We start from the raw sequence: 21,590 nt of genomic DNA, 5'->3' as shown, positions 1-21,590 counted from the left end.
TTCCCATTACGTAATACGCTTCACCATTACTGCGCGGCGGGTGCCTTGACCACCTCCACCGGCAGCCCCAGCGTATCGAGCTGCGGTTTCACCTTGGCGGCGTCGCCGACCACCACCCACACCAGATCGTTCGGTCGGATGTCGCGCCGCGCCACCGTGTTGAGCTCATCCGTGGTCAGCGCGCGATACTTGTCGGCGATGTGCGTGTAATAATCGTCCGGGCGCCGGAGGAGGTCGTTGCGCTGCATCGCATCGAGCAGTTCGGTACCGGTCTCGAAGCTGCCGGGCAGCTGGCGGATATTGCGCTCGACGGTGCGCTCGCGCTCGGTATCGGTGAGCGGCTGGGTGGTCAGAAATGCCTTGATGTCGCCCAGCATCGCCTGGATCGACGCGCCCGTCTTGTCCGTCTGCACCGGCGCGGAGATCAGATACGGCACACGCCCGGCATAACGCGAGATGCCGGCCTGCACGCCGTAGGACCAGGCCTTGGTCTCGCGAATGTCCATGTTGAGGCGCGAGAGGAAGCTGCCGCCCAGCGCGTCGTTGGCGGCGATCAGCGGCAGCAGCTCGTCCGTGCCATTGGCGCCGAGCACCTCGCCCGCCTGGATCACCGATTGCGGCGAGCCCGGCCTATCGAGCAGCACGATACGCGGCTTCGGCGCGGGCAGCGGCGAATCCGTCGATGCCGCCCCCGCAGGGCCGATGTTCTTCCAAGCGCCGAAGCGGCTTTCCAGCATCGACCGGAGGACGCCAAGCGGCAGATCGGAGACGATGAAGATGCTGGTGTCGGACGGGCGCAGCCACCTGTCCTTGAACGCCACCAGATCGGCCTTGGTGAGCTTCGTCACCGCCGCCGGATCGCCCGATCCGCTCGCCGGCACGCCATAGGGATGCCCCGGCCCGTAGATCAGGCCCGGCAACGTGCGCGAGGCGAGCCCTTCCGGATCGGACATTTCCGATTCTATGCCCGCCAGCTGCTCGCCGCGCACGCGATCGATCTCGGCGAAGGTCGGATGCAAGGTCACGTCGGCGAGCAGGTCCATGCCCGGAGCGAGATTGGGGGTGAGCACGGCAAGATCGATCTCGGACCGGTCCATCGATCCGCCCGCCGCGATGCGCGAGCCGAGATGTTCCTGCTCGGACGCGATATCGGCCGATCCACGCGTCGGCGTGCCTTCGTCGAGCAGGCTCAACATCAAAGTCGCGGTGCCGAGCTTTCCCTTGGGATCGGCCGCGAAGCCGCCGTCGAACGTGATGGCGAGGCGGGTGAGCGGCAGACCGGTGCGCTGGGCATAGACCAGCTTCAAGCCGTTGGAGAGCGTGGCGCGGGCGATCGCGGGGTAGGTGAGCGCCGCGATGTCGCCGACCGGCGGCGCGATGCGCTTCGGCCCGGTGGCGGGCGCCGCGCCACTGGCGGCGACCTCCGTCGCGCCGTGGATCGGCTTCTCGGCCTCCTGCACGGCCTTCGCCTCCTCATAGGGCGCGCGCGCGCCCGGCGCGACGGTCAGTGCATAGACCGGGCGGGTCAGCCACTTCTGGAGCGCCGCCTTCACGCTGGCGGGCGTCTCATTGGCATATTGCTTCAACTGCTTCTCGTAGAAGCCGGGATCGTTGGCATAGACCGCGCCCTGCGCCAGCACCGCCGCACGACCCGAGAAGCCGCCGACCTTCTCCAGCCCGAAGATGCGCCCGGCAATCTCCTGCGTCACCGCGCGCTGAATCTCATCGGCGGTCGGCCCGGTGGCGATCAGATCGGCGATGATGGCATCGAGCCGCTGGCCGACCAGCTTGGGATCGACGCCAGGGCGGACGTCCACCTGGACCTCGAACTCACCGACCCGCTCCATCGGCTCGACGTTCGCGCTGACCGAGACAGCCAGGTGCTCCTTGCGCACCAGAGCATTGTCGAGCCGCGAACTGGCGAGGCCGCCCAGCACCGAGGCGGCGATGTCGAGCGGCACAGAATCGGGATCGGTCAGCCCCGGAACCGCCCATTGGCGATAGAGCCGCGTGGTGGCGACCTGATCGTGGATCGTCTCGTCCTTGCGCGCCTTGAGCGTCGGCACGGAGGCCATGGTGGGCAACGGCTGCGGGCCGCGAGGAATGTCACCGAAATACTTCTCGACCAGCGGCCTGGCGGTGGCGGCATCGATGTCGCCGCTCAGCACCAGCACCGCATTGTTCGGACCATAATGCCCACGGAACCACTCGCGCACGTCGGCTAGGCTGGCATGATCGAGGTCCGCCATCGAACCGATGGTGGTGTGCTGATACGGGTGTCCATCCGGGAACAGCGCCTGCTGCTCGGCATATTGGACGAGGCCGTAGGGCTGGTTGTCGTCCTGCCGCTTCTCGTTCTGGACGACGCCGCGCTGGCGATCGAGCGTCTCCTGCCCGACCGCACCGAGCAGGTGGCCCATGCGATCGCTTTCGAGGAACAGTGCCAGCGGCAGCGCCCCGGTCGGCACCGTCTCGAAGAAATTGGTGCGATCGAAGCTGGTGGTGCCGTTGTAATCGGTGGCACCTACGCTCTCGAGCGGCTTGAAGAAGTCGCCCGGCGCATTCTCCGATCCGTTGAACATCAGGTGCTCGAACAGGTGCGCGAAGCCGGTCTTGCCGGCAGGCTCGTCCTTGGAACCGGCATGATACCAGACCGAGACGCCCACCACCGGCGCCTTGCGATCAGTCGACACCACGACGCGCAGGCCGTTGGCGAGCGTGAACTGCTCGTAGGGCAGCTTCACCTGGTCGGCGAGGACCGAGAGCGGCGCGGGCTTGGTGGAGGGCGGTGCGGCCGAGAGTGGCGACAAAGCGGAAGCGAAAAGAAGCGCGGGAATCGCGAGACGCATCAGGACAGGACCTCGAAGGAAACGTGACACAACCATAATGCCGCACGCGCTTGGCGCCAGCCGGCAATTGGCGCACCACTCGGCGCCATCATTTCAGGAGTCGCCCATGGCCCTTCGCGTCCATCTTACCTTGCCCGAGCTCGCGCTGCGCTATCTCCGCAAGGACCCACACCATCTCGATCCCGAGGAGCGCAAGGTCCTCGAAACCTTCAAGGAACGCGCACCGATCAGTCGCGACGCGGCCGATATCGAGGAGGCGGAGGCGACTTTCGGAGATCGGCTGGCTGATCGCGTCGCGGCAGTCGGCGGATCGTGGGGCTTCATCATCAGCTTCGGCGTGATCCTGTTCGGCTGGATGCTGCTCAACAGCGACATCCTCGCCCACTGGAACCGGGCGTTCGATCCCTACCCCTATATCTTCCTCAACCTGATGCTCTCGATGCTGGCCGCCATCCAGGCGCCGGTGATCATGATGAGCCAGAACCGCCAGGGCGACCGCGACCGGGTGGCGGCGAGCCACGATTACGAGGTCAATCTGCGCGCCGAGCTGGAGATCATGCGGCTGCACGAGAAGGTCGATCTGCTGCTCGCGCGGATCGAGAAGCAGGAAATGGGCGGATGACCCTTGTGTTGTAAATAAGTCACACCATATCGCGCCGGACAGTTCCCAGGGGAGTTTCATGGACCTCGAAAAATTCACCGATCGCGCGAAGGGTTTCCTGCAATCCGCGCAGACCGTCGCGATCCGCATGAACCACCAGCGCATCGCGCCCGAGCATATCCTGAAGGCCCTGCTGGAGGACGAGCAGGGCATGGCCTCGGGCCTGATCGCCAAGGCCGGCGGATCGGCGCAGGTCGCGCTGCGTGACACCGATGCGGCGTTGGCCAGGATTCCGGCCGTCTCGGGCAGTGGTGCGCAAGCGGCACCCGGCCTCGATAACGATGCGATTCGCCTGCTCGATTCCGCCGAGCAGATCGCCAGGAAGGCGGGCGACAGCTTCGTCACCGTCGAGCGGCTGCTACTCGCCTGCGCGCTGGCGACCACGACGGCCGCCGGCAAGGCGCTCGCCGCGGCCGGCGTGAAGCCCGACACCCTCAACGCCGCGATCAACGAGCTGCGCGGCGGGCGCACCGCCGACACCCAATCCGCCGAGGACCGCTACGACGCGCTCAAGAAGTTCGCGCGCGACCTCACCGCCGCCGCACGCGACGGCAAGCTCGATCCGGTGATCGGCCGCGACGAGGAGATCCGCCGCACCATCCAGATCCTCGCCCGGCGCACCAAGAACAACCCCGTCCTCATTGGCGATCCGGGTGTCGGTAAAACAGCCATCGCGGAAGGGCTCGCCCTTCGCATCGCCAATGGCGACGTGCCCGACACTCTCCGCGACCGCCAGCTGATGGCGCTCGACATGGGCGCGCTTATCGCGGGCGCCAAATATCGCGGCGAATTCGAGGAGCGTCTGAAGGGCGTGCTCGACGAGGTGAAGCAGGCCGACGGCCACATCATCCTGTTCATCGACGAGATGCACACGCTGATCGGCGCCGGCAAGTCCGAGGGCGCCATGGACGCAGGCAATTTGCTCAAGCCGGCGCTCGCGCGGGGCGAACTGCACTGCATCGGCGCGACCACGCTCGACGAATATCGCAAATATGTCGAGAAGGACCCGGCGCTGCAGCGGCGCTTCCAGCCGGTGTTCGTCGGCGAGCCGACGGTCGAGGACACGATCTCGATCCTGCGCGGCCTCAAGGACAAATACGAGTTGCATCACGGCGTGCGCATCACCGACGGGGCGCTCGTCTCGGCCGCGACGCTCAGCAACCGCTACATCACGGATCGCTTCCTGCCCGACAAGGCGATCGACCTGATGGACGAGGCCGCCTCGCGCCTGCGCATGGAGGTCGAATCCAAGCCCGAGGAGATCGAGAGCCTCGATCGCCGCATCATCCGCCTCAAGATCGAGCGCGAGGCGCTGAAGAAGGAGACCGACAAGGCGAGCGCCGACCGGCTTGGCAGTCTCGAATATGATCTCGCCCGGCTGGAGGAGGAATCCGCCGCGCTCACCCAGCGCTGGCAGGCCGAGAAGGAGAAGATCGCGGGCCAGGCCAAGATCAAGGAACAGCTAGATGCGGCGAAGCTCCAGCTGGAGCAGGCGCAGCGTTCGGGCGATCTCGGCAAGGCGGGCGAGCTTTCCTACGGCGTGATCCCCGGCCTCGAGAAGCAATTGGCCGACGTCGAACAGGCGTCCGCCGGCGCTATGCTGCGCGAGGAGGTGACCAGCGAGGACATCGCCGCCGTGGTCGGCCGCTGGACCGGCATCCCGGTCGACCGCATGCTGGAGGGCGAGCGCGAGAAGCTCCTCAAGATGGAGGAGACGATCGGCAAGCGCGTCATCGGCCAGTCCGAGGCGGTGGTCGCGGTCAGCCGCGCCGTCCGCCGCGCGCGCGCCGGGTTGCAGGACCCGAACCGGCCGCTCGGCAGCTTCCTGTTCCTCGGCCCGACCGGCGTCGGCAAGACCGAACTGACCCGCGCGCTCGCCGGCTTCCTGTTCGACGACGACAGCGCGATGGTCCGCCTCGACATGTCCGAGTTCATGGAGAAGCATTCGGTCGCCCGGCTGATCGGCGCGCCTCCGGGCTATGTCGGCTATGACGAGGGCGGCGTGCTCACCGAGGCGGTGCGGCGCAGGCCCTATCAGGTCGTGCTGTTCGACGAGGTGGAGAAGGCGCATCCGGACGTGTTCAACGTCCTGCTCCAGGTGCTCGACGACGGGCGGCTCACCGACGGCCAGGGCCGCACGGTGGACTTCACCAACACGCTCATCATTCTCACCTCGAACCTCGGCTCGCAGTTCCTTGCCTCACTGGGCGAGGACCAGCCGGTCAAGGATGCGGAAGGTGCGGTGATGGAGGTGGTGCGCGCGCACTTCCGCCCCGAATTCCTCAACCGCCTAGATGAGATCATCCTCTTCCACCGGTTGGGCGCGGGCCACATGGCGCCGATCGTCGACATCCAGGTGGCGCGCATCCAGAAGCTGCTGCGCGACCGCAAGATCGCGCTCAGGCTGACGGATGCTGCGCGGGCATGGCTGGGCCGGGTCGGCTACGATCCGGTCTATGGCGCGCGGCCGCTGAAGCGCGCGGTACAGCGCTATCTGCAGGATCCGCTCGCCGAAATGATCCTGCAGGGCGAGGTGCCCGACGGGTCGATGGTCAACGTCGACGAGGGCGACGGCGCGCTGAAGCTTGCGGTCGCGTGACTGTCACATGCTATATCCCATCCTCTCCGCCCAAGGCGCGAGGATGGGCAGCACCGGTTCCATGTGCACCCGATACCGCTCCCACCGGCCTGCGGCGCGGCTGTAGATCGGCTCGGTGACCTGAGAGTAGCTCGCCGTGCGGATATGTGGGCGTCGCGAGGCGCTGGTCCGGTTATCCAGCACCGCATCGTTCCAGGGGAGACCCAGAAACGCAATCAGCGACCGCATCTCGTCTTCCAGATCCTCAACCATCCGTTCGTAACGCACGACATGCACGTCGAGCGGCAGCAGGGCGCGCGCTTTCGTCCAGGACTCGAATACCATGTCGTAGAGCCGCGCCGCGCTTTCCAGCGTCCCCATGTGCCGCATTGCGCGGTTGAGTTGAAAGTTGGCCATGAAGCAACTCAACACCACATCGCAGGGATGCCGTTCGACGAGAATGAACTTCGCGTCAGGGAACAACCGGTGGATGAGAGGCGCCCTAGCGAGATGCAGCGGGTATTTGTCGACCACGACAAGCCCGTCGCGCGGCGGTGGCGCGACGTGCTCCAGCGCCTCGAAATAGCGGTGACGCAACCGATTGGCCTCTTCCGTATCGATACTGGCGATGCGCTCGGCATCACCCAGCAATACTTCGGGCTGACGCATCATCGGCAGTTCCTCGGTCACGTGGAGCGCCGGATTGCCCATCAGCAGCGTGTCGAGCAGCGTCGTGCCCGATCGAGGAAAGCCCGCCAGGATCACGGGGGACGGTGGGGCGGCGTCGATGTTGAGGGGCTGCCACCTAGCGATCTTGGCAGGCGTTATCGTGCCGCTGACAGCCGCGACATCGTCGCTATAGTCGGTTTCCCCCGCCGGCACGGGGAGGGCATCGGCCGCCGCCCGGTTCATCGCCTCATATGCCGTGAAGGCGCGATCCGCATCGCCCGTGCGATCGGCCAGGTCGGCGAGCAACTGATAACGCCGCACCGGATCGATCGATTCCGGCACGCGCTCGGCGACGCGCAGGGCCTCTTCCAACCGGCCCTCGCGGCGCAGCAACCAGGCGCGCACAAAATCGATCTCGTCTCCGGCGACGCCGTTATCGCGCCCCTCTTTGATCAACGCCGCGAGATCCTCGATACGATTGAGATTCTCCAGCAGCAGGCCGAGTTCGACATAGGCGGCAACGGAGGTCGGAGCGATTCGGATCGCCGTACGATAAGCTCGCTCGGCGGCCGGAAAATCCTGCATCGCAGCCTCAGCGAGGCCGAGTTCGAGCTGAATATCGGGCATGTCAGATGCATATTTGACGCCCTCGCGCATCACCTTCAGCCGATCCTCGCGTCGATCCGCGCGCGCCAGCGACTTGGAAAGATTGACGTAGAGGACGGCCATGTCCGGCCGGTAGGTGAGCGCCCATTCATAGGCTTCGATGGCGCCCTCGACGTCGCCCAGCTCGGTTCGGACGTTGCCGAGATTGTTCCATGTCTCAAAATCGTTGCGCACCTGCGCAACGACAGCCTCGTAGGACGCCGCCGCTTCGCTCAACGCGCCGCGCTGTTGCAAGGCGTAGCCCATCAGGCGACGCAGCCGCGCATCTTGCGCGGGGCCGGCCGCGCATAAAGACACGACCTCGTCGATAACACCCGTCGCGGCCAGTGCCGTTGCCAGATTAACGCGCGTCCCGACGTCGTCCGGCCAACGATCGAGCGCTTTGCGCAAATGGGGGATGCCACCTGCGGTGTCGCCCTGCTGACAAAGCAGCATGCCGATGAAACCATGAATTTCGATGCTTTGGGGATGCGCCGCAAGGGCGGCCTCGGCCGCCGAAAGGGCACCCGAACGGTCACCGGCAAGGAAGTGCTCGAAAGCCTTGGCGAGAACGGAGTCGAGGGTGACGGTCATGACGATCTACGTTGGCTGGAGGACATCGAAGGCGACCGTGAGACGCTCGCCCGCGGAGAAGGGAACGGTACCGTGCCACATGGTCGAAGGAAACAGCACCAGCCGGCCCGGTTTTGGCTCGACGCTCCGCACCGGCGGACAATCAAGGCCGAGTTCCGCCTGCGGCTCGCCGAGCCTCAAAAAGCCAGCATCCGCCGGATCATCGTTCCGGTCTGGCAGCGCCACGTAGAGCGCCGAACTCAGCCAACCGGCAGAATGGAAATGATTGGCGTGATAACCGGCACCTTTCAGTCGGACCGACCACGAACCGGCGAACCGCGCAGGCCTGTCGCGCCGGGCACGCAGCGTCGGGTGGCGCGGATCCTGCTCCGGCAGGCGGCCGACATAGTCGGCCACAGCCTGCACGATCGCGGCGCGCAGCTGACGGATTTCGGGTTCGATCCGCGACAGCAACGCACCGTCGGTCTGGGTACCGTTTCGCACCGATTGGTCGAGGTGCTGATGGCGTGAACGGTGCAATCCCCGAAGCGTTTCCGCGAGCCGATCCAGAGAAGGCAGCTGATCGGCGAGATCGATCACGCCGATCAGCGCGGGATCGCCCTCCAGCCAATTCCACCGTGGATCGCCCAGCAGGCGCCATGCAGTCCCCGCATAGGGCCAGATCAGGCCACCCTCGGGCGTATCAAGCCAAGTCTCGATCTCCGCCGCTGCAAGCTCGATCCGCCCCGTCCGCATACGATGCCGGATCGATCGGCCGGCGAGCGTCACATCGCGAATGCCGGACAGTCGCGTGAAGCAGGCATCGGCAGCAGCGACGCGACCGACTTCCGAATGTATCGTCGCCTCGTTGGCATCGAGGAACGGCGCATTACCGACGCGGCGCCGCGCACGGGCGATGACGCTCATGGCCTGTTCGAAGCGCTCGGCGTGGATCAGCGCGATGAGATAGGCCTGCCACAGCGCGACGTCGCCGGGCGCAGCCTCCAACGCGCGTTCAAACGAAGCCGTGAAACCGTCCAAGTCCCCCATCATCCAGCGCAGCTGCGAGAGATCGTGATGACCGGGCAGCCACCCCGGATTCTCGGTCAGCAATGAATCCAGCAGTGCCTCGGCGCTGGCGGCATCTCCTTCGCCGAGGCGCGCCGCTGCCAATCCCAGCAGCACGGTGCCATCCAGCGGCGCAAGCCGGCGCGCCTCCTCAAACAGGGCAACGGCCGGACGCCCCGCCTCCATCGTGGTCCTTGCGCGGCCGTGAGCGATGCTGGCATCCCTCGGCGCCAGTTCGGCCGCACGCGAGAGGGCCTCGATTGCGGCCTCGCGATCGTCAAGGCCGCGATGCAGCAGGCCGACCCATTGCCAGAGGCGCGGGTCGCGAGGCGCCCGGCGTGCGCCCTCGAGCACGGCGGAGAGCGCTTCGTCCTCGCGCCCGCCATCCAGCGCCGCCTCGGCGAGGCGTATGACCGACGCCCGGTCTCCCGGTGCACGCCGGACATATTCTAGAAGAGGTTGGATGCTCAAAGCCCGCGCGTCGCCCCGATCACTTCCGCTTCCATGACGCTTTGCACCGCGTGCCGCTCGCCGGAACGGAGGCCAGGATGCCACACGTCGACGATTAGGACCACGCGCAGCTGGTCGGTGGGATTGCAGGCCTCGTGCTCGATCGTATCGTCGAAAACGAACGCCTGCCCGACATGCCACTCGCGCGTTTCGGCGCCGACACGGAACCAGCATCCGTCGGGCACGATGAGGGGCAGGTGGCAGACCAGCCGGGTATTGGCAACACCAGTGTGCGGCGGGATCGTGACTTTCGGGGCAAGCAGGGAGAACATCGCGTTTGGCGAACATCCCGCAATGTGCGGTTGCGGCAGCGTGCGGAGCAGATTCACGGTGCGCGGGCAATGGCGCGCGTTGGCGTCGATGACTTCGCCGTTCTGGATCAGGTGGATAGCCGTCCAGTCGCGATTGTGGTTCAGCGCGCGCCATTGCTGCAACGGCTCGTGGTCCGCATATTGAATATAAGGCACGAGCTGCGCGCGCTCGGCCGTGGCCACGGCTTGGAATTCCTCGCGGATTGCCTCCGTGGCCGCCTCCAGCGCGGCCAACCACGGAAAATCCTGGCGATCGTGAAATTCCCGTTCAACGAGCCCGGGATAGTGGAAATGGGTCGGTTCGGAATGATAGGGCCGGGTCTGCCGGAGCACGTTGCTGCGAAAGCGCGCCAGCCGCCGCCGTTCGTCAGGATCCAGCCTCGCCTCGACGGATGCGGTCGCCTGTAGCAAGCGGACTCCGCGCCGATCGAGATAGGCCTGTCGACGGCTCTCGGCATGCTGCGCCATTGCCGCCATCGGCGGCGGCAGCGCACCGGATGGGCGCTGAGCAAGTGCCCGATCGAATGCCATGTCCGCCTCCGGATCACCGGCGCGATCAAGTAAGCTCGCGTGAAGCAGGAGCGCCGTGAAATCGAGGGGCGCGGCTGCAAGAGCGCCGCGCACCGCCCGCATCGCGGCCTCCGAATCGCCCATCGCACGACACATGCCGGCCAGCTTTAGCCAATGGGTGTTATCGGCCGGCATCATAGCTACCAACCGCTCGAGCAAGGCGCGCGCGCGCGGAGCATCTCCCACCGCCGCGGCCGCATCGGCATCGCGCGCCAGCGTCGCCGCCGTGGCCTCCATCAGGCGGCGCTCCGCGTGGATGCGCGGCCGGGCGGCGACAGACAAGCCTCACGCATAGCCGAAGCGCTTCACCCATGGATCGAGAAGCGGCATCACAGGGGCCAGGCCCGCCTCATACGCCTGCCACCGCGCTACGCCGCGATCCGACAAGCCGCCGGCGAGTTGCGCCGCGCTGGGCGTGAAGACGCCGCGTTCGCCGACCTTTTCGGCGAACCGGGCGAGCTCAGCCGTCCAGCGGATCGAGAGCCAATCGCACAGGGCCCGCGTCCGTCCCTCGAAGTCCGCGATCAAATCCTCGAGCCGGCAGCGCAGCATGGGTGGCGAAAAGACAGAGGCGGTCGCTTCTATCAGTTCCATCGTTTCGGCGTAGAGCGACGCGGTGCCCAGCAGGGTGAGGAACTGAAACGTTGGCCCGCTCATCCGGAAACGGTGACGGAAGCAACTCAGCACCACATCGCGCGGGTCGCGCTGCGCGAAGATGATGCGGGCCTCCGGGAAAAGCCGGGCGATCAAAGGAAGCTTGAAGCTGTGGAAAGGGTGCTTGTCGACAAACACCTGACCCGTTACCTGTACACTTTCGCCGACGCGCCGCCAATAGGCCTGCCGGAAGCCGTCGATCTCGATCTCGGCCTGCTGGCTGAAGGCTGCGAATCGGCCGGCTCCCTCTGTGGCGATCCGGATGCTGTCTATAAGGCATTCCTTTTCGGCCAGGGTGACGACATCGGGATGCTGCTCCAACACCTGCTCCAGCAGCGTCGTGCCCGATCGCGGAAAGCCGACAAGGAATATGTGACGTCGGGCCGGGCCCGTCGCCGCATTCGACTTCGCCCGTGCCACGCTCCCGCTCGATAATTGATCGCGCAGCGCGCGAATGAAGGTCTGGGGCGTCTCGGCGCCCGCGAAGCGATCCGCGTAGATGGTCCGGAACTGCTCACCGGCCTGGCGGTATGCAGTGAAGGCATCCGCGGCACGGCCAAGCGCATCGAGCGCGTCACCGAGCAGACCTTGGGCCAACGCACGGTCGATCGGCGAAGCGCTCTTGTCCGACAGCAGCCGTGTGAGGCGGGTGATGCCGTCGCTCGCTCGGCCTTCCGCAATGTCGGCGTCGGCGATCGCCAGAATGGCGCCCGGGAAATTCGGCTCGCGCATGAGCACCCGCTCCGCCAGCGCTCGGGCTTCTGCGGGCGCTCCACGACGCGCGGCCAGCCCGGCCAAGCCGTTGAGCGCAACGAGATTGTCGGGCTGGATTGCCAGCGTCGCCTCGAAATCCTGCCGCGCCTCGACCAAGCGCGACTGCGCCGTCAGCGCCACACCGCGATTGGCGCGGGCCTGGGGAAAATCCGGCACGGCGGCCAGCGCCGCGCCAAACTCCTCGGCAGCCTCCTCGTGACGATCGAGCCGCTGGAGGCACAGCCCCAGCGCGTTGAGTATGCCCGGTGCTCGCGGCGCCAACTGCTTCGCGCGCAGGAGCAAAACGAGCGCTTCGTCGGGCTTGCCCTCCTCTTCCAGCCGCCCGGCCGCAAGATCGAGGACCAGAGGGTGCTCGATACCGTCCCGCAAGGCCATCAGGGCGAGCGATCCAGCATGGCGGATATCGCCGCCCGTCAACGAGGCATGAACCTCTCGGATGCGATCCTTGTCGCGATCGGACAGCGGAGGCGGCGCAAGGACGCTCTCGGTCACACCGGGTCCTTTCGCGCACGGGGACGGACTTGCGGATTCATGGCTTCCGGCATCGGCAAAAAAAGGGGTTGGCGGCAGGTGCCACCAACCCCGTGGAAGTTATGCGTAAACCTTATCAGAAGTCCAGCGTGACACCGGCGAAGATGTACCGGCCGAGCGCGTCATAGACGTTCGGGAAGGTGTTGCCGTTGCAGAACACGCTCGGGCAGGCGTTGATCTCCGAGCTCGAGCCGTTCGAGCCGACGATCGGCGGATCGCGATCGAGGATGTTGTTCACGCCGAGACGGAACGTGTAGTGATCCGACATCTTGGCGCTGAACGACAGATCGAAGTAGCTCTGCGACGGGATCTTCGCGTTGACCGGCGAGAAGGTGCCGTTCAGCGACGGGTTGCTGCTCGACAGATCGATGTCGACCTTCGAGAAGTAACGCCACTGCAGCTGGACACCCAGACCGTTCGCCATGTTGAAGTTCAGGCGAGCGGTGTGACGCCACTTCGGGTTCGGCGTGCCGCACTGCAAACCGTAGAAGCCAGAGCAGTTATATTCCTGCGAGACTTCGTTGTTGGTCTTGAGCGAATGCAGCCAGGTGCCGATCAGGCTGGCGCTAATGGTGCCAAGTTCGCCGACGCGGTGCGAGTAGCTCGCATTCACGTCGATACCATCCGTCTTCTGCGAACCGACATTGAGGTCGGTATCGACGACATAGCCGTTCGGCGTGCGCCACAGCGAACCAAACTGGTCACGATGGATCAGGCCGCAGAAGGTCGGATCGCCGGTATTCACGCAGGTGCTGAGGATGGTGTCCTGCGGGATGGCGGTGATGACGTTCTTGATCTTGATGTTGAAGTAATCGACCGTCACGGCCAGGCCAGGGAGGAAGCTCGGCTCGAAGATCACGCCCGCGGTGATCGTGTTCGACTTCTCCGGCTTCAGATTGGTATTGCCACCGATCAAGCCGTTATACTGGCCTGCGCTGTTGCCGGCGATGTGACCGTACTGATCCGCCGACACACCCGTGAGAACGCACGCGGCCTGCGACGCCGTCGGATCGGCACCCGCGCACGGATCCGAGTTACCATTGAGCGCGACAAGCTGCGGCGCGAATAGTTCCTGGATGTTCGGGGCGCGAACGGCGCGGTTGTAGGCAACCCGGAAACGGATGTCCTTCACCGGCGCGATTTCGCCCGAGAGCTTGAAGGTGTTCGTGCTGAAGCTATTTCCGGCGACGTGATAGTTCGAGTAGCGATAGCCACCATCGAACGACGCATCATAGATGAAGTTGTCGTGCACGATCGGCACGCGCGCTTCCGCGAACAGTTCCTTCACGTTGAACGAGCCCGACACCGGCAGAGTCGCGGCGCCCTGGCCGGCGAGATCGCCGGTCTGGAACTCCTCGTCGGTGTTCAGCGAGAGGGTTTCCTTGCGGTACTCGGCACCGACGTTCAGGCCGACGCCCTCGCTCGCCCACGGCGACTTGATGCCGTATTCGCCGAGCAGCGCGGTGACCGAGGCCGACGCGACCTGCTCGGTGTTCACACCGCGCTGGAAGCCCGGCGTCGCCAGATAGGCAACCGCCGCCGGGGTGATGCCACCCTGGCCGAAGATGTCATAGGGGACGCAGTTCGTATCGGTGCCTGCGACCGCCGAGCGGCACATCGGCGTGCCGTCCGGACCGGTGACCACGTCGAGCGCCTTGGTGAGGCGGTTGATCGAGAAGTCGTTGGTGTAGGTCTCCTGGAGGAGCGTGCGGCCGTACTGATAATAAGCGTCGTACGAGATACCCGGGGCGAGATCGCCCTTCGCGCCGACCACACCGCGATAGGAGGTGTGCTGGCGATCGTCACGACGCGGGCCGCCTTCGACGTCACGCTTCAGGACCTGCAGGAAGCCCTTGTTGTAAGTCGCGCCGGTCGTCGGATCGGTGAAAACCGCGGCCGGATCGCCCGAGGTGCCCACGAAGCCGCCGGTGGCGGTCACGAGATTGGCCGCGTTACAGATGACGCCCAACTCTTGCGCGGAGAGCAGGGGGTTGTCGCAGTTGACCGACAGCGTGTTGCCGAAGTCGCCCGACGGGGCGATCTGGGCGACCGAACGGTCATCCATGAACATGCCCTCGATATAGGGCTTGAACATGTCGCTCACATCATAGTGAGCAAAGAAGCCACCGGTGTAGCGCTCATCGGGGCGCTGATAATAGTTTGTCGGCGCGAAGTTGTAGAGCGTGCGGCCCGGGACAATCGTGCGGCCCGCTCCCAGCTGGTAGAAGGTCGAGGTCGCAGCAGCCGGATCATACAGAATGAAGTTCGGGTTGCCATTGATCGACGAACCGCCGCAGACCGTGCGGCGACCGCCGGTCGCGATCGTCGCAGCGGTGTTCGCCTGCAGCGCGCAGGCGCTGTAATCGCGCGAATCCTGGGTGACCGCGTTCAGCTTGCGGTAGCCGACATAAGCAACGATGTGGCCACGATTGTCGTCGAAGCCAGCGCCCACGGTCGCAGTGACGTCGATCGTGCCGCCGTCCGCCGTGTTGCCGTTCGGGTAGCCGAAGTTACGCGCCGCGAGGTCGTCGCGGATGCCCTGGGCGTTCGAATTGTTGTCGTGCTGGTAGAGGCTGTACTGGCTGTCGAGCTTGAAGCCGGTATAGTCGCGGTCCATGATGAAGTTGACGACGCCGGCGACGGCGTCGGCGCCGTAGGTCGAGGACGCGCCGCCGGTCAGCACCTGGACGCTCTTCACGAGCGAGGCCGGGATGAAGTTCAGATCGGCGAAGGGGCTGGTCGGATCGCCTGGGACGAGTCGGCGGCCGTCGATCAGGACGAGCGTGCGCTCCGGCCCGAGGCCGCGCAGATTGGCCACGGCGGTGCCGCTGGCGCCGTTCGAAATGTTGCCGCCCTGGTCGGCGAAGACCTGCGGCAGGCTGTTCAGCAGATCCTCGATACGGGTCACGCCCTGCGCCTTGATCTGCGCCGAGTTCACGACCGTGATCGGGCTGACCGAGGTCAGGTTGGGCTGCGGAATGCGCGAACCGGTGACGATGATCTCTCCGCCGCCGTTCGTGTTGTCGGACGTGGATGCCGACGACGTGCTCTGACCCTCGATCGAACCAGCCGGCTGGCTTGCCGCCGGCGCCGTCGTCTGAGCAAAGCCTGGCGAGGCAATAAACGCCGCGCCAGCGATCATCGTGGTCGCCAGAAGGCGTTCCCGCATAGACCTGTTCATATTTGATGTCCCCATTTGGATCCGGGCCCTGCTGGACCGGTTTACCTGTCCCTGACCGCCGGGCCTTATTGGTACCGGACATTCAGATGAGGGAAGCTTACGGGAATTGGACGCGGCGCAGCAATCAGCAACAAACCGCAACACGCAATTGCAGGATCTCTGTAGCAAATGGGCAACAGGCCGCCCCCTTGATGCGCCGCGCGGCAGCGCTACTGTGGCGCCGGGTGGCAAGGAGCGCACGACATGCGGACGAAGATATTGGCCATCGGCCTCGCGGCGGCAATTTTGGGGGGCGCCGCGCCAATGCCGGGCAGTTCGCAGTCGCATGCGTTCGATCCTGTCATCGCCTGTCGGTCGATCGCCGAGCCGGCTGCGCGCCTCGCCTGTTTCGACAAAAGCGTCGCGGACTTCCAGGTGGCGACCGACAAACGCGACGTCGTCATCGTTGATCGCGCGGAGGTGCGTGAGGCACGCCATTCGCTGTTCGGTTTCAACCTCCCGACCCTGCGAATCTTCGGAGGTGGCGACAACAAGCAGGGCTCCGCGCCGGTGGATGAGGAGGAGAAGGAAATCAACGCTACCGTGCGCTCGGCGCGCATGAACGGTGATCTCACCTGGACGATCGTCCTTGATTCGGGTGCGGTCTGGCAACAGACCGACCAAGCGGCGCTCCCGCTACCGCCCAGGGCCGGTGACGCGGTCGACATTCGTCGCGCAGCGCTCGGCAGCTATATCATGAAGGTCGGCAGACAACCGGGCTTCAAGGCGCGTCGGATCGGCTGAGCCGATCAGCCGGCGCGGCCATCGCGCCCGCCACCAGCTTGGGATCGATCCGCTCGCCGCGCCAGGTGAGCGCCCAGTGGAGATGCGGGCCGGTGGCGCGGCCGGTCATGCCGCTCTCGCCGATCACCTGGCCCTGCTTCACGACATCGCCGACTTTCACGTCGATGTGGCTGAGGTGCAGGAAGGCGCTGTCCAGCCCCATGCCGTGCGCGACCATCAGCAGATGCCCCTCCAGCGTGAACGGATCGCCGGTCGCGGCGAGGATCACCACGCCGTCGGCGGGTGCGCGCACCGGGGTTCCGGTCGGCACCGCGACATCCTCGCCGCTGTGGTAGCTGCCCTTCTCGCCATTGTAGACGCGCTGCGCCCCGAAGGCACCCGAGATGCGGCCGTTGACCGGCCAGATGAAGCTCTGCCGCCAGCCGTCGCCCTGGACGATCGCAGCCTGTTCGCGGGCGGCCTTGATCTGGGCAAGCTCGCCCTCGCGGATCTTCAGGAACTCGGCCTCGGGCTGCTGGTATTTGGGGATCGGCAGCGCCTCGATCCGGTAGGTGCTCGGCGCTATCGTCATCGAGTAAGTTACGACAGTGCCGTCGGCACGGACGGCCTCCAGCGTCGCGCTCGGGCCATGATCGCGGCCGAATGCAATAAGGAAGCGCCGTTGCGCGTCCATCGGAACGGGCGAACCATCATATCCGAGAGTTGCAGTTCCGGCCGGCGCCACGCCGATGACCATGCCGCCTTGCTGCATCGCGCCATGGAATGCGAAGCCCGCGGGATTTGGCGCTGGCGAATGGATAACCAGTGGCTGGCCAGGCATCGGGCAGCAGCCCGGATTTTTGGCTCCGACGGAGGGAAGGACGGGTGGGGCGCCGACGAGTTGGCCTGTCGGCGCGACGCAGCTGGCCAGCGCGACCAGCAGGGCCGGCGCGCCGAGCCGGCGTCCGCGCCTCAAAGGCCGAGCTCGGCCTTGGTGGAGAACTCCGCCGACGCATAGGGCTCCTGCCGCTCGACGCTCCAATATTTGAGCTTGTCGAGCGGGATCGTCTGCCCCGACACCGCGCAGGTGACGTGATCGCCCGGCACCAGCACGCGGAAGCTGTTGGCGAGGTAGCGCAGCCGCGCCTCGCGCCCGCTTTGCGACATCAGCATGGCCATATCCTTTCTTTTCCTCCCCTTACAGAAGGCGCGGCTGAAGGGAAGGGTTGGTCGGCGGCTTGGGCTTCGGGCGCGGCGGAGGCAGCGGTGCTTCCGTGGTCGCGACATCGACGCGGCCGTCGGCGAAGACGAGGGTCATGGCGGCCACCTCGCGCGCCTTCTCCGCGCTGGCAACGACATGCCCATCGGCCTCGACGCGGGCATAGCCGCGCTGGAGGACGAGATCGGGGTTGAGGCTGCGCGCGAGGCGCCACAGCGTCTCCAGCCGCCGTTCGCCTTCGGCGACGCGGGTCGTCACCAGCGTAGGACGCAAGCCGACACGGGCCAGCAATGCGCGGTCACGATCCACCCGCGTGGCGAGGAGGCGAGGCCGCAGCGCGCCCGAGGCATGGGCGAGATCGCCGCGCGCCACCGCCAGGCGCTTCGACAACGCACGCGGCAGGCGCTCGGAGAGATCGTCGAGCTTCTGCCGCTGCGGGCCGAGCAGGGTGTCGGGCGTCGGCATCCGCCGCGCGAGCGCATCGAAGCGCTCCCCTGCCCGTTCCCGATACCGGCGGGCGCAATTGGCGGAGCGACTTGCCAGCGTGCCGAGGAAGGCGGCGAGCTCGGCGCGCACCGGCACCGCCATCTCGGCGGCGGCGGTGGGGGTGGGCGCGCGTCGATCGGCGGCGAAGTCGCAGAGCGTGGTGTCGGTCTCGTGGCCCACCGCCGAGACGATCGGGATCGTGCACCCCGCGACGGCGCGCACCACCACCTCCTCGTTGAAGGCCCACAGATCCTCGATCGATCCGCCGCCGCGCGCGACGATGACGAGATCCGGCCTCGGCACCGGGCCACCGCCCGGCAGGCCTGAGAAGCCGTTGATCGCCGCCGCCACCTTCTCGGCCGCACCGTCGCCCTGCACCGGCACGCCCCACACCAGCACGCGGCTGGGGAAGCGATCGGCGAGGCGGTGGAGGATGTCACGGATCACCGCGCCGGTGGGCGAGGTCACCACGCCGATCGTGCGCGGCAGGAAGGGCAGAGCCTTCTTTCGATCCTCGTCGAACAGCCCCTCGGCGGCGAGCGCGCGGCGGCGCTTGTCGAGCAGCGCCATCAGCGCGCCCTGCCCCGCCAGCTCCATCCGGTCGATGACGATCTGGTATTTGGAGCGCCCCGGATAGGTGGTGAGCCTGCCCGTGCAGATCACCTCGATCCCGTCCTCCGGCCGGAAGCGCAGGTTCGCCGCCTGCCCCTTCCACACCACGCCGTCGATCACCGCCTTGTCGTCCTTGAGCGCGAGGTAGCAGTGACCGGAAACGTGGCGCTTCCACCCCGAAATCTCGCCGCGCACGCGGACATGGCCGAAGCGATCCTCCACCGTCCGCTTGAGCGCGCCCGACAGCTCCGAAACCGAAAGCGCGGGCGCGTTGTCGCCGGGCGCTTCGTTCGCTAGGAGCGCGCTTTCATCGTACGGAGCGAAGGGGTCGGCCATGAATGTCCTGCTGCTGGGATCGGGAGGCCGTGAACATGCGCTCGCCTGGAAGCTGGCGCAATCGCCGAAGCTGACGAAGCTCTATGCGGCGCCCGGAAATCCGGGGATCGGCCATTGCGCGGCGCTGGTGCCCCTGTCGCTTTCGGATCATGCGGCGATCATCTCCTTCGCGCAGGAAGCGGCGATCGATCTGGTCGTCGTCGGGCCGGAGCAGCCGCTGGTCGACGGCCTCGCCGATGCCCTGCGCGACGCCGGCATCGCGGTTTTCGGCCCCTCGGCGGCGGCGGCGCAACTGGAGGGCTCCAAGGCCTTCACCAAGGCGCTGTGCGACCGCGCCAACGTGCCGACCGCCGCTTATGCCCGCCATACCGATGCGGAGGCCGCCAAGGCCGACCTGCCGCGCTTCGGCCTGCCGGTGGTGATCAAGGCCGACGGACTCGCGGCGGGCAAGGGGGTGATCATCGCCACCACCGCCGCCGAGGCCGAAGCGGCGATCGACGACATCCTCGGCGGTCGCTTCGGCGCGGCGGGCGCCAGCCTCGTCATCGAGCAGTTCCTCGAAGGCGAGGAGGTCAGCTTCTTCGCGCTCTCCGATGGAACCACCGTCGTGCCCTTCGGATCGGCGCAGGATCACAAGCGCGTCGGCGACGGCGACACCGGCCCCAATACCGGCGGCATGGGCGCCTACACCCCCGCCCGCGTGCTGACGCCCGAGCTGGAGGCCCGCGTGATGGCCGAGATCGTCCGCCCCTCGATCGCGGGCATGGCGGAGGCCGGAACCCCCTTCACCGGCGTGCTGTTCGCCGGACTGATGCTGACCGCGACCGGCCCGCAGCTGATCGAATACAATGTCCGCTTCGGCGATCCCGAATGCCAGGTGCTGATGATGCGGCTTGACGAGGACCTGCTGCCGATCCTCCACGCGGCGGCCACCGGCACGCTGGAGGACCGCCCGATCCGCTGGAAGGACGAGGCGGCGCTGACGGTGGTGATGGCCGCCGACGGCTATCCCGAAGCGCCCAGGACCGGCGGAGTGATCCGGGGGATCGAGGCGGCGGAGGCGGGCGGTGCGCAGGTCTTCCACGCCGGCACCCGCAATAGCGCGGCCGGTCTGGAGTCGGCGGGCGGCCGCGTGCTGGCCGTCACCGCCTCGGCGCCGAGCGTGAAGGAAGCCCAGGCCGCCGCCTACCGCGCGGTCGACGCGATCGACTTCTCCACCGGCTTCTGCCGACGCGACATCGGCTGGCGGGAAGTGGCGCGGGGTAAAGTTGACGAAGTTGACAGGGTGAAGGCCTGAAAGAAGACATTCCTACAGAGTGTGCGCGACGCTGAGAAAGAGCCAGCCGACTCCGGCCGGAGCCACCCTCTCACGCGAAATCCTACATTGGAAGAGCGGCCACGGTCGCTCGAACATTCGTCGCTCCTGCGAAGGCAGGAGCCCATCACCTGAGCGGTCGTTTTCGCAGAGCTGTGGGAGATGGACCCCTGCCTTCGCAGGGGCGACGGGGCGGTAACCACCGCCCCATTAGTGGTTCTAAGTAGCCAGTCGCTCAATCTCGGGCTTCGCCGGCGCGATCCCTGCTACGATCACGGGAACGAGATTTAGAAGGAAGCCAAGTTGAATGCCGTTCCATGCCGGACCCACATTGAAAGAGAAGATCATCAGAACAATCCAGCCGCTTGAAAAAGGGGCATCGCGCAGCCTCTGATAGGTCAACAATATCAGTAAGATATAGAAAGCCGCCCCAAGCAGAAACCCCATCCAAGGCGGCGCACCGAGCAACGCGATGAGGGAGGGCAGGCCAAAGGCCGCAATTAACAAGATCGTCGACGCCAACCAGTATCGCCGACGCGAACGATGGGCTTCGAAAAACGCATTCATCGCGTCGTTCTACTTCGTCCATCAGCCGCTTTCCACCACCCGTCCCCTTGCGAGCGTAGCGAAGCAATCCATCGCGGTGGCCCGTGGATCGCCACGGCGCGTTCCGCGCCTCGCGATGACGCTTCCTCGGGCGCCTCCCTCTCGCCCGCCTTGCCTCTCCGCCTCACCCGCGCCAATGTCAGCGCCGTCATCCGTCGGGGAGCATCATGTCCACCAGCACGATCGTCATCATCGCCGTCGCCCTGATCCTGCTCGCTATCCTGCTGCTGGTGCTCGCCCGCACCGGCCGCAAGACGCCCGAGAGTCCCGCGAACGAGGACGGCATCGCGATGGTGCGCCCGGCGACCGAGCTGTCGCCGATGGCCGATCCGCTGCCCGAGCCCACCGTCGCGCCCGGCGTCCCCGTCTCCGAGATCGCGCCCGCCCCCTATCCGGTGGTGCCGGATGGCCCGGCCGATCCGCTCACCCGCATGAAGGGACTGGGGCCGAAGGCGGAGGCCGTGCTCAACGGCATCGGCATCATCCAGTATGCGCAGATCGCGGCGTGGTCAGAGGCCGACGTCGCACGCATCGACCCGCAGATGGGCGCCTTCAAGGGGCGCATCCAGCGCGACCGTTGGGTGGAGCAGGCGCGCTACCTCGCCGCCGGCGACACCGCGGGCTTCGAGGCGGTATTCGGCAAGCTGGGCTGAGCCGCTCCTTGCGTTCCCCGGCCTTCG

15 protein-coding genes are annotated in these 21,590 nt (G+C 66.4%); 5 read left to right on the top strand and 10 right to left on the bottom strand.

Translation table 11 applies throughout. The annotated features are described in order from the left end of the window. Positions 1-26: 26 nt before the first annotated feature. Positions 27-2,849 carry a M16 family metallopeptidase gene (locus HZF05_RS01280; RefSeq protein ID WP_160364815.1) on the bottom strand — a complete coding sequence of 941 codons (2,823 nt, stop codon included), beginning with the start codon at positions 2,847-2,849 and terminating at the stop codon, positions 27-29. A 106-nt stretch (positions 2,850-2,955) separates the two neighbouring features. Here HZF05_RS01280 and HZF05_RS01275 point away from each other — a divergent pair, with 106 nt between their 5' ends. Beyond that, the gene (locus HZF05_RS01275; protein ID WP_160364814.1) at positions 2,956-3,471 is read left to right on the top strand and encodes a DUF1003 domain-containing protein; all 516 of its coding nucleotides are present in this window, start codon (positions 2,956-2,958) and stop codon (positions 3,469-3,471) included. Between the two features lie 58 nt (positions 3,472-3,529). Continuing rightward, positions 3,530-6,109, top strand: a complete 2,580-nt coding sequence (clpB, locus tag HZF05_RS01270; RefSeq protein ID WP_160364813.1) for an ATP-dependent chaperone ClpB — start codon at positions 3,530-3,532, stop codon at positions 6,107-6,109. Positions 6,110-6,112: 3 nt separating this feature from the next. On the opposite strand, the gene HZF05_RS01265 is transcribed toward clpB, so the two are convergent. The 5 genes from HZF05_RS01265 to HZF05_RS01245 form a co-directional block, all read right to left on the bottom strand. Next, positions 6,113-7,996 (bottom strand): tetratricopeptide repeat-containing sulfotransferase family protein, encoded by a 1,884-nt coding sequence (locus tag HZF05_RS01265; protein WP_160364812.1) that lies wholly within the window; start codon positions 7,994-7,996, stop codon positions 6,113-6,115. 6 nt (positions 7,997-8,002) lie between these two features. Further along, positions 8,003-9,514 carry a putative 2OG-Fe(II) oxygenase gene (locus tag HZF05_RS01260; protein ID WP_160364811.1) on the bottom strand — a complete coding sequence of 504 codons (1,512 nt, stop codon included), beginning with the start codon at positions 9,512-9,514 and terminating at the stop codon, positions 8,003-8,005. Continuing rightward, positions 9,511-10,593 carry an aspartyl/asparaginyl beta-hydroxylase domain-containing protein gene (locus tag HZF05_RS01255; RefSeq protein ID WP_246331452.1) on the bottom strand — a complete coding sequence of 361 codons (1,083 nt, stop codon included), beginning with the start codon at positions 10,591-10,593 and terminating at the stop codon, positions 9,511-9,513. The genes HZF05_RS01260 and HZF05_RS01255 overlap by 4 nt, the downstream gene beginning before the upstream one ends. 126 nt (positions 10,594-10,719) lie before the next feature. Beyond that, on the bottom strand, positions 10,720-12,354 hold the full coding sequence (locus HZF05_RS01250; RefSeq protein ID WP_160364809.1) for a sulfotransferase: 1,635 nt from the start codon (positions 12,352-12,354) through the stop codon (positions 10,720-10,722). A 115-nt stretch (positions 12,355-12,469) separates the two neighbouring features. After that, positions 12,470-15,805 carry a TonB-dependent receptor domain-containing protein gene (locus HZF05_RS01245; RefSeq protein ID WP_246331451.1) on the bottom strand — a complete coding sequence of 1,112 codons (3,336 nt, stop codon included), beginning with the start codon at positions 15,803-15,805 and terminating at the stop codon, positions 12,470-12,472. Between the two features lie 27 nt (positions 15,806-15,832). Between HZF05_RS01245 and HZF05_RS01240 the strand changes: the two genes are divergently transcribed. Then, a complete protein-coding gene (locus tag HZF05_RS01240; RefSeq protein WP_160364808.1) occupies positions 15,833-16,357 on the top strand; it encodes a hypothetical protein in 525 nt (174 codons plus the stop codon). Here HZF05_RS01240 and HZF05_RS01235 read toward each other — a convergent pair. The 3 genes from HZF05_RS01235 to xseA all read right to left on the bottom strand — a co-directional run bounded on the left by HZF05_RS01235 (position 16,335) and on the right by xseA (position 18,989). Next, on the bottom strand, positions 16,335-17,093 hold the full coding sequence (locus HZF05_RS01235; protein WP_343046804.1) for a M23 family metallopeptidase: 759 nt from the start codon (positions 17,091-17,093) through the stop codon (positions 16,335-16,337). The two genes, HZF05_RS01240 and HZF05_RS01235, sit on opposite strands and share 23 nt — an antisense overlap. A gap of 215 nt (positions 17,094-17,308) precedes the next feature. Beyond that, on the bottom strand, positions 17,309-17,509 hold the full coding sequence (locus HZF05_RS01230) for a DUF2093 domain-containing protein (protein WP_160364806.1): 201 nt from the start codon (positions 17,507-17,509) through the stop codon (positions 17,309-17,311). Between the two features lie 25 nt (positions 17,510-17,534). Then, on the bottom strand, positions 17,535-18,989 hold the full coding sequence (xseA, locus tag HZF05_RS01225; RefSeq protein WP_160364805.1) for an exodeoxyribonuclease VII large subunit: 1,455 nt from the start codon (positions 18,987-18,989) through the stop codon (positions 17,535-17,537). On the opposite strand from xseA, the gene purD reads away from it, so the two are divergent. Further along, positions 18,988-20,286: a phosphoribosylamine--glycine ligase gene (purD, locus tag HZF05_RS01220; protein ID WP_160364804.1), complete on the top strand. Its 1,299-nt coding sequence runs from the start codon at positions 18,988-18,990 to the stop codon at positions 20,284-20,286. The two genes, xseA and purD, sit on opposite strands and share 2 nt — an antisense overlap. Before the next feature lie 237 nt (positions 20,287-20,523). Here purD and HZF05_RS01215 read toward each other — a convergent pair whose 3' ends face one another. Next, complete coding sequence (locus HZF05_RS01215; protein ID WP_181638764.1) at positions 20,524-20,871, bottom strand: DUF805 domain-containing protein; 348 nt, start codon at positions 20,869-20,871, stop codon at positions 20,524-20,526. Between the two features lie 206 nt (positions 20,872-21,077). Here HZF05_RS01215 and HZF05_RS01210 point away from each other — a divergent pair, with 206 nt between their 5' ends. Continuing rightward, positions 21,078-21,563, top strand: a complete 486-nt coding sequence (locus HZF05_RS01210) for a hypothetical protein (protein WP_160364802.1) — start codon at positions 21,078-21,080, stop codon at positions 21,561-21,563. The last annotated feature ends 27 nt before the right edge of the window (positions 21,564-21,590 follow it).

Origin of the sequence: Sphingomonas chungangi (assembly GCF_013778325.1) — a bacterium.
GTDB classification, from domain to species: domain Bacteria; phylum Pseudomonadota; class Alphaproteobacteria; order Sphingomonadales; family Sphingomonadaceae; genus Solisphingomonas; species Solisphingomonas chungangi.
The sequence above is the reverse complement of the archived record's forward strand: the minus strand, read 5'-3'. Positions and strand labels throughout refer to the sequence as shown.